The 8,699-nt window shown below is 73.0% G+C and carries 8 protein-coding genes; 3 read left to right on the top strand and 5 right to left on the bottom strand.

Features of this window, described 5'->3' with window-relative positions; all coding sequences use genetic code 11:
• Nucleotides 1-136 precede the first annotated feature (136 nt).
• The 5 genes from hemC to hemE all read right to left on the bottom strand — a co-directional run bounded on the left by hemC (nt 137) and on the right by hemE (nt 6,220).
• Nucleotides 137-1,207, bottom strand: coding sequence for a hydroxymethylbilane synthase (gene hemC, locus M3E84_RS04385; RefSeq protein WP_259894794.1), 1,071 nt, complete (start codon nt 1,205-1,207; stop codon nt 137-139).
• A 38-nt stretch (nt 1,208-1,245) separates the two neighbouring features.
• On the bottom strand, nt 1,246-2,565 hold the full coding sequence (locus M3E84_RS04390) for a ferrochelatase (RefSeq protein WP_259894796.1): 1,320 nt from the start codon (nt 2,563-2,565) through the stop codon (nt 1,246-1,248).
• Complete coding sequence (gene hemQ / locus M3E84_RS04395) at nt 2,562-3,278, bottom strand: hydrogen peroxide-dependent heme synthase (protein WP_259894798.1); 717 nt, start codon at nt 3,276-3,278, stop codon at nt 2,562-2,564. Before hemQ ends, M3E84_RS04390 begins: the two co-directional genes overlap by 4 nt.
• Nucleotides 3,279-3,365: 87 nt before the next feature.
• A complete protein-coding gene (gene hemG / locus M3E84_RS04400) occupies nt 3,366-4,862 on the bottom strand; it encodes a protoporphyrinogen oxidase (RefSeq protein WP_259894799.1) in 1,497 nt (498 codons plus the stop codon).
• Nucleotides 4,863-5,035: 173 nt separating this feature from the next.
• Nucleotides 5,036-6,220, bottom strand: a complete 1,185-nt coding sequence (hemE, locus tag M3E84_RS04405) for a uroporphyrinogen decarboxylase (RefSeq protein WP_259894801.1) — start codon at nt 6,218-6,220, stop codon at nt 5,036-5,038.
• 104 nt (nt 6,221-6,324) lie between these two features.
• Here hemE and M3E84_RS04410 point away from each other — a divergent pair, with 104 nt between their 5' ends.
• From M3E84_RS04410 to M3E84_RS04420, 3 genes are all read left to right on the top strand, one after another.
• Complete coding sequence (locus M3E84_RS04410; RefSeq protein WP_311200527.1) at nt 6,325-7,761, top strand: glutamyl-tRNA reductase; 1,437 nt, start codon at nt 6,325-6,327, stop codon at nt 7,759-7,761.
• A gap of 14 nt (nt 7,762-7,775) precedes the next feature.
• Nucleotides 7,776-8,408 carry a TetR/AcrR family transcriptional regulator gene (locus M3E84_RS04415; protein WP_259894803.1) on the top strand — a complete coding sequence of 211 codons (633 nt, stop codon included), beginning with the start codon at nt 7,776-7,778 and terminating at the stop codon, nt 8,406-8,408.
• Between the two features lie 73 nt (nt 8,409-8,481).
• A partial coding sequence (locus tag M3E84_RS04420) for a DUF3107 domain-containing protein (protein WP_259894804.1) occupies nt 8,482-8,699 on the top strand: 218 nt, incomplete at its 3' end.

An 8,699-nucleotide genomic window follows, 5' to 3' on the forward strand; every position in this document is an offset into this window, starting at 1 on the left:
TGCCCCCCCGGCCCTGGCTGCCCCGCCCGCGGTTCCGAGCCTGCCGCCCTGGACGCAGGGCGCTGCGCGCAGGCTCCGGCGCTCGGCGCGCTGAGCCGCGACGAGTCCCTGGACGGGAAGGCTGCGGACACCGGTCTCAGGCCAGCCCCGCCAGTCGGGCCGCGCCGTCGGCGAGCAGGCCATCGCCCACACGCCGCCCGAGCTCCCGAGCGGCGGCCGTGGACAGCTCGTGCGAGGCCTCGGTGCGGCGCATGACCTCTGTCCCGTCCGGGGAGGCCACGGCGACCCGCAGGGTGAGCATGCCGTTGGCGACCGTGGCCAGCGTGCCCACCGGAGCGGCGCAGCCTGCCTCCAGCCGCGCCAGCAGCGCACGCTCGGCGGTCACTGCCCAGCGGGTCTCCAGGTGGTTGATCCGTGCCAGACCCTGCAGCAGGGCGCTGTCGAGCGCGTGCTGCCCGGGGCGGGCGCGCTGTGCGGCGGCGGCCTCCTGGGCGGAGCCGGAGGCCTGCTCGGCGAGCTCTGGGTCTTTGTCGAGCACCTCGGTGCGGATCTCGAGGGCCAGCGCCCCCTGCCCGGGAGCGGGCAGCACGACCGACGGGTCCAGCGCCTCGGTGATGTGCGCCTGCAGGCCCAGTCGGCGCAGGCCGGAGGCTGCCAGCACCACGGCGTCGAGGTCGCCGGGCCCCTCGGGATCCAGCCCGGCCACGCGCGCCAGGCGGGTGGGGACGTTGCCCCGGATGTCCACGATCTGCAGGTCCGGACGGGCCAGCAGCAGCTGAGCCGCCCGCCGGGGCGAACCGGTGCCGACCTTCGACCCCTCGGGAAGCTGCTCGAGGCGCAGGCCGTCGCGGGCGCACAGGGCATCGCGGGGATCCTCGCGCTCGGGCACCGCGCCGATGGACAGGCCCGGGGTGGGTGCCGTGGGCAGGTCCTTGAGCGAGTGCACGGCCATGTCGACGCGGTCCTCGAGCAGGGCCACGCGCAGCGCTGCCGCGAACACGCCGGTCCCGCCCAGGGTGGCCAGCGACCCGGTGAGGACATCGCCCTCGGTGCGGATGATCTCCAGCTCGTGGGCCACTCCGGCGGCCTCTGCCACCCGGTCCGCAGCCCACGTGGTCTGGGTGCGGGCCAGCGCGGAGCCGCGCGTGCCCACTCGCAGCACGGCGGCCGGCTGCCGCTGGTCCTCGGTGCGCTCTGCCTCGCTCATGTCCTGGCCTTCTTGATCGTTCTCGTGGGTCCGCCCGCTCATGCGAGCGTCACCTGACCTGTCTCGTCGACGCCGACCGGGATCGGCTCGCCGACAGGCCGCTGCGCGATCGTGGGCCGCGGCTCGGCGCTGCCGCGCAGGATCTTGACGCAGCAGTCGGCGGGGCAGGCATCGAACCAGGTGCCGTCGCTGCACGCCGACGACCTGGGCTCGGCCGACCGTGCGGCCATGCGCTGCTCGATCAGATCCGCGAGCCCGGACACGAACGCCGGGTGGGTTCCCGGAGTCGGCGTGCGCACGAAGCCCAGGCCGCGCTCCTGCGCAGTCTCGCGGGCCTCGGTGTCGAGATCCCAGAGCACCTCCATGTGATCTGACACGAAGCCGATCGGGACCACGATCACGGAGCCTGCGCCGTCATCCGCCGCCTGCTCGACGGCATCGTTGATGTCCGGCTCGAGCCACGGCATGGACGGCGGACCCGAACGCGATTGGAACACCAGATCCCAGCTCAGCTGCGCCGGCAGCTCGCGGCCATCGTCCTGCAGCCGCGCCCGAGCGCGCTCCATGACCTCCCGCGAGGCGGCGAGCAGCTGATCCGCGTAGGCGGAGCCGGTCGCGAAGCGCTGCCTCATGGTCTCGGGGCCGGCAGCCAGGGCATCGGTGTCCGGCACGGAGTGGGCGGCGAACAGGATCCTGAGCGGACCGCCCTCGGTCCTCTCGATCAGGGCCTCGCATAGCCCGTCGACGAACGGCTCCAGGAACCCGTCCATGTCGTAGAACTGGCGGATCTTGCCCACGGCCATCTGCTCGCCGAGCCCGGTCTGCTCGAGCGCGGCTCCCCAGTCCTCGCGGTACTGCCGGCAGGACGAGTATCCGGAGAACGCGGAGGTGGCCAGCACCAGCACCCGACGGCTGCCCTGGTCGTGCAGGGACTGCAGGACATCGGCGACGTAGGGCTCCCAATTGCGGTTGGCCCACGTGATGGGGGTCTCGATCCCCCGCCGACGCAGCTCCTGCTCGAGCGCGGCCAGCAGCGCGCGGTTCTGCGCGTTGATCGGCGAGACGCCGCCGTTGGCGCGGTAGTGCCCGGCCACGGCTTCCAGCCGGTCGTCGGGGATGCCGCGGCCCCGTGTGACGTTGCGCAGGAAGGGGATGACGTCTTCCTGAGCCTCCGGGCCGCCGAAGGACGAGAGCACGATGGCATCCCAGTCCTGGGGGTCCTGGGCACGAGCCCGGCTGAGCTGCGGTGCCTCGACGGGGCGCGGCGAAGCCTCCACCGCGGCCCCGCTGGGGATGCTCACCGCCGACGGCGCGAGCTCGGGCTCGTCCTGCGCATGGGCGGTTCCGGGCGCGGTCATCGCAGCACCTCGGCCAGGTCCGCGGTGCTCACCCGTCGACCGGTGTAGAACGGGGTCTCCTCGCGCACGTGCAGCCGGGCCTCGGTGTTGCGGAAGTGGCGCATGACATCCACCAGGTCTACCAGCTCGGGTGCCTCCAGGGCGAGCATCCACTCGAAGTCGTTGAGACCGAAGCAGGCGATCGTGTTGGCCAGGACCTGCGGGTAGTCGCGGGCCTTCATGCCGTGGTTGCGCAGCATGCGCGAGCGGTCCTCGGGATCCATCCAGTACCAGTCGTAGGAGCGCACGAACGGGTAGACGCAGACCCATGCCTCCGGGGCGATGCCCAGGGCGTAGGACGGCGAGTGACTGGCCGTGAACTCTGCCTCGCGGTGCACACCCATGGCGGCCCAGACCTGGTGGGTGCCGGCCAGCAGCGCGGTGCGGCGAGCGCGGCGCAGGGCCAGCTGCAGGGCGGCGGGGTCGTGGCCGTGCAGCCACAGCATGATGTCGGCGTCCTCGCGCTGACCGGAGACGTCGTAGGTGCCGCGGACCACGATGCCCTCGGCCGCCAGCTGCTCGACGAGGGCGTCGAACTCCTGGACGGCGGCCTTCTCCTGCTCGTGAGTGGGCACGGTGCGGTCGTTGTCACGGGCGTAGACGGACCAGACGGCCCAGTGCTGGGTCTCCTGCTGCTGGACGTCCTGGGCCTGCTCGGTGCTCTGAGCGGACATGTGAGGGACTCCTCTCGTTCGGCTCCGATCGGACGACCCGATCGGGCTGCTGTGCTGGGGTTCGCGGGGCCAGGGCCCCTGTGTGCGTCAGCCTGCCGGCGGCTCGGTGACCCCGTGGCCCTGGAGCACGCGGGCGATCTCCCTGCGGGTATCCGCCACCACGGCGACCAGACCGGTGCCGGAGAGCCACGAACCGACCGCGGCGACGTCCTGCATCTGCCCCACGGCCTGACGGAAGGCCGCGACCTTCTCGGCGTGCCCGGCCGACGGGCGGGCCATGGCCTGCTCCCAGCGCACGACGTCGGCGTCGACCAGGCAGGAGTGCGGCAGCTCGACGCTCAGCAGGTGCGAGGCATCGCGCATGGCCAGGGTGAGCAGCTGATCGTCCTTGAGCTCCAGCTCCGGGGAGACCGTGCGCCCCGAGCTGTCGACCCGCCCATAGGACAGACGCAGCACGTGACGGCCCTGGGGCAGGGCCTGGCGGACCCAGCCCCATTTGGCGCTCACGTGCGTGAGGGCCTTGGCATGGACGTCCGGGACGGACTCGGAGACCAGGATCCCGGTGCCGCGGGGCGCCGCGTCCAGCTCCGGCTTGTCGACGACCAGAGTGGCCAGGGCGATCTGGGGGCCCGGCTTGGGCTGGAACTCGGAGATCTCCCGGGACTGCGCCCCGAGCAGCCGCACTGCCGTGGGCCCGTCCGAGGCCATGACCAGCAGCTCGCCGCGGGCGATCGCGGACTTGTCGCCGAACTCCGGCTGACGCTGCAGGACCATCCAGCCGGGGCGTCGCGGATCGCGGTCCACCGCCAGGACGTCATAGCCGAGCACGAGCTTGACGTCTCGCTGCTTGAGGTCTTCCACCAGAGCCTCGGCCAGGGTGTTCATGCCTCCGCGCAGACCGGCGACGTTGCCTCCCGGAGGTGCTGCCCGGCGCAGGGAGGCCGCCGCGCCGCTGAGGCTGCCGTGCTCGCGCAGGGCCTGGCGCATCCCCGGGGAGACGGTGTCCAGGTCCAGGGCGTCCGGGTGCGCCGAGTGCACGCCCATGGTGAAGGGGGCGACCATCCGCTCCAGCACCGCCGTACCCATGCGCTGGCGCACGAGCTCCCCGAGGGTCCGCGCCTGCGCGCCGACCTTGGCCGGGCGTCTGAGGTCGGCGCGCGCTCGCCACAGCCCGAAGCGCCCGAGGGTCTCGGCCAGGCCCGGCTCGGAGAGATCCCCGGGGATGCCCAGGATGCCCGTGCGCTGCGAGGGCCGAGGGCCATCGGGCAGGGCCGTCCAGGACCCCAGGGGCTCCGGGGCGATGATCCGATCCCCCAAGCCGAGCTCCCGGGCCAGATCGGCCACGGAGTCCGAGCGGGTCGCGAAGGAGTCCGCTCCGGAGTCCAGGACCAGGTGGTCGACCAGGTGCGAGCCGACGGAGCCACCGAACTGGGGGCGGGCCTCCACCAGGGTGACCCGCAGCCCAGCTGCGGCGAGGTCCCGCGCGGCGCACAGCCCTGCGATGCCGCCGCCGACCACGAGCGCCGAGCGCAGCGGTCCTCGCACGCGCTCCTGGCCCGAGGGCCCCGACACGGTCTGCTCCACCGCTGCACGTCCTTCCTGCGCTGGTGCGCCTGCACCCAGGCGCCTGCTGATCCGACTGCTGCTGCGGGGACCGGCCGGTCTGCGCAGCCACGAGCGCCGTCCCCACTCATCTCCTCCAGGATGCCACCGGGCTCCGACAGCACAGTGTCTGCGCCGCCGGCGCCCGCCGGCTCTCAGCCGCGGCCGGGACCGTGGGCCGGCTGCTGGTCGTGGATGTAGGCGACCAGATCCGTGAGCACCTGCGGATCGGTGCTCGGCGGGACCCCGTGGCCCAGGTTGACCACATGGCCTGCTGCCTCAGTGCCTTCCGCCAGGACCTCGTCCACATGGCGGCGCAGCACCTCCTGCGGAGCCGGCAGCAGGGCGGGGTCGATGTTGCCCTGGAGGATGGTCTGGCGCCCGACCCGGCGCACGGCCTCGCTCAGGCTCAGGCGGTGATCGACGCCGACGGCCTCGGCCCCGGCCTCGCGCATGGCGACCAGCAGGTCCCCGGTGCCCGTGCCGAAGTGGATCCGCGGGATCGGCAGGTCCGCCACGGCTTCCAGCGCCGCGGCCGAGTGCGGGGCCACGTGCTCCTGGTAGTCCCGCAGCGACAGCGATCCGGCCCACGAGTCGAAGAGCTGGACGGCCGAGGCGCCGGCCTCCGCCTGCGCCCGCAGGAAGGCGCCCGACGCCCGCGCCGCCCATGCGGCCAGCGCCCGCCAGGCCCCCGGATCGGCGTGCATCATGGTGCGCGGGCGCAGATGATCCCGCGACGGCCCGCCCTCGACCATGTAGGCCGCCACCGTGAAGGGCGCACCCGCGAAGCCGATCAGCGGGGTGGCGCCGAGCTCGGCGGTCGTCAGGCGCACCGCCTCGCGGATGGGCTCGAGGGCCTCGTCGTCCACCTCGGGCAGAGCATCGATCTGTGCGGCGGTGCGCACGGGCTGCTCGAGCACCGGTCCCTTGCCGGGGACGATGTCCACGCCCACGCCGGCCAGGCGCAGCGGGACCACGATGTCCGAGAAGAAGATCCCGGCGTCCACGCCGTGGCGGCGCACGGGCTGCAGGGTGATCTCCGCGGCGAGATCGGGGCGCAGGCAGGCCTCGAGCATGGCGGTGCCCTCGCGGGCCTGCTTGTACTCGGGCAGCGAGCGACCGGCCTGGCGCATGAACCAGACAGGGTGGGTGGCCGCCCGGCGCCCGGTCAGCTCCCGCAGCAGCGCCGAGTCGTGGGTGCCCGCGCTGCGCAGCGGGTGGCCCGGGGCGAGCCGCTCGAATCCCAGGCGGAAGCCGTCGGGTGCCGTCTCGTCCGTGAGCGGTCCGGTTGCGGAGGTCACGGCTCCGGAGGTCTGTGCTGGGTGGGTCATGCCTCCCATTGTGCCCTCGCGGAGCCCGGCGACTTGGCGACAGGACGTCTGCGGCAGGAGGTGGCCAGCGCCACCGGTGCGGGGTTGCGACCGCGCGGTAGGATGGCGTGATTGTGGTCCTGTTCTCCTTGGTGGCATCCCACCGCACCGTTGATCTGAGCACCGTCGCGCGTCTGGCTGACGGTGCTGCGAGCGCTCCCCTGGAGCTCGGCCCCGCAGCAGGACTCAGCGGCACCGTGGCGCTGTCCACGTGCAACCGCCTGGAGATCTACGGCGAGCTCGACGACAGCGCCGATGCCCAGGGGCCGGCCTCCGCTCGCGATGCCCTGGTCCGCCTGCTGGCCGAGCGCTCCGGCGTGGCCTTCGAGGACGTCCTGGAGTCCATGGACCTGCATGTCGACGAGGACGCCGCCCATCACCTCTTCACCGTCGTCTCCGGACTCGAGTCCGCCGTCGTGGGCGAGCGCGAGATCACCGGGCAGGTGCGCCGGGCGCTGATCGAGGCCCAGCGCAGCGGCACCGCCTCCGGCGGTCTCGTGCGCCTGTTCGAGGAGGCCGCCAAGACCGCCCGGGAGGTCGGCACCAGCACGAGCCTGGGCGAGCGCGGCCGCTCGATCGTCTCCGTGGCCCTGGACCTTGCCGACGATGTCACCGACGGCCGGTGGCCCGAGCGCCGCGCGCTGGTCTTCGGCACCGGCGCCTACGCCGGGGCCACCATGGCCGCGCTGCGCGATCGCGGCTGCGCGGACATCGAGGTCCACTCCGCCTCCGGCCGAGCCGAGGCCTTCACGGCCAACCGCGGCGGCACCCCCGTGCCCGTCGACGGCCTGCGCGAGGCCCTCGAGCGCGCCGATGTGGTGATCGGCTGCTCCGGCGGCTCCGAGCCGCTGTCGGCCGACCAGCTTCCCGCAGGCCCCCTCACCGTGGTCGATCTGGCCCTGTCGCGGGACTTCGACCCCTCGGTCGTGGACCTGGACGGCGTGGAGCTGATCACCCTCGAGTCGGTCAAGCTCGCGGCCCCGGAGGCCACCGAGGAGTCCGTCGCCTCCGCCCGCCGGATCGTGGCCGAGGCCGCCAAGCGCTTCCGCGACCGCCGCTCCGAGCGGGACATGGACGCCGCCATCGTGGCGCTGCGCAAGCACACCATGTCCGTGCTGGACACCGAGCTGGAGAAGGTCCGCCGCCAGCACGGCTGCACCGCCGCCGCCGAGGAGGTCGAGTTCGCCATGCGCCGCATGGTGAAGTCCCTGCTCCACGAGCCCACGGTCCGCGCCCGGCGCATGGCCAAGGAGGGCCGCGCCGAGGACTACCTCACCGGACTCGAGGCCCTGTTCGGCCTGTCGGTCGAGCTCCCCGAGAAAACCCCCGAGCCCCTCGAGGCCCCTGATCCCCCTGGTCCCGGCTCCTCCCGCGAAGACGCGGCGGAGCCCTCGGACACCCGCCCCTGCGGCCTCGGCCGCACTCATCAGCACGCCGAGCCGTCCCCCGGGCCGCGCGCACACCACGACTCGGCCGACGGCCACCGGCAGCTGCCCCGCGCCGCTGGCTGAGCCCCAGGAGCCCTATGAGCGCATCCCATCCCCGCACCACCCGTCTGCCCAAGGAGCAGCGCCGCCGCCAGCTTCTGCAGGTCGCCCGCACCGTCTTCTCGGAGGGCGGCTACCACGGCGTGTCCATGGAGGAGATCGCCGAGGCCGCCGGCGTGTCCAAGCCGGTGCTCTACCAGCACTTCCCCGGCAAGCACGAGCTCTACGTGGCGCTCGTCGAGCACAGCCTGGACCGGCTCGGCTCTGATCTGCTCGAGGCGCTGCAGGGCGCCGAGGCCCGCGAGGGCATCACGGTCAACCGCGCCCGCGTCGAGGAGATGCTGCGCGTGTACTTCGACTTCGTGGACTTCGATCCGCAGTCCTACCGGCTGATCTTCGAGTCCGATCTCATGGCCGTTCCGCAGATCGGCGAGCGCTTCGAGGCCTTCCACATGCGGGTGGCCGAGGGCGTGGGCAACGTGCTCGGTCCGAACGCGGGGCTGAGCCGGGATGCCGCCGTCATGCTCTCGCGGTCCCTGACCGACATGGTCCAGACGGGCGCCGGCTACTGGTCGCGGCATCGGGACCTCCTCTCGCGCGAGGAGGCCCAGCTGCTGGTCTTCCGTTTAGCCTGGGGCGGAATCGGAGTGCTCGACGAGGACTGGACGTGACCCGCTCCTAGACTCGTGCTCCGGCACGACCCTGGCCGCACCCCGCGCGGCCCGCAGATCATCAGGAGGAACCGTGGAGATCAAGATCGGGATGCAGCACGTCGGACGGGAGATCGTCGTCGACTCCCCGCTGGGCGCCCAGGAGGCCACCGACCTGGTCAGCACTGCGCTGGGCGAGGGCACCGTCCTGTCCCTGAAGGACTCCAAGGGCAACCTGACGCTGGTGCCGGCCTCCGGCATCGCCTACGTCGAGATCGGCGCGGAGACCAAGCGCCGTGTGGGCTTCATGCC

The sequence above is a fragment of the Kocuria sp. p3-SID1428 genome, assembly GCF_025149945.1.
Classification (GTDB): Bacteria; Actinomycetota; Actinomycetes; order Actinomycetales; family Micrococcaceae; genus Kocuria.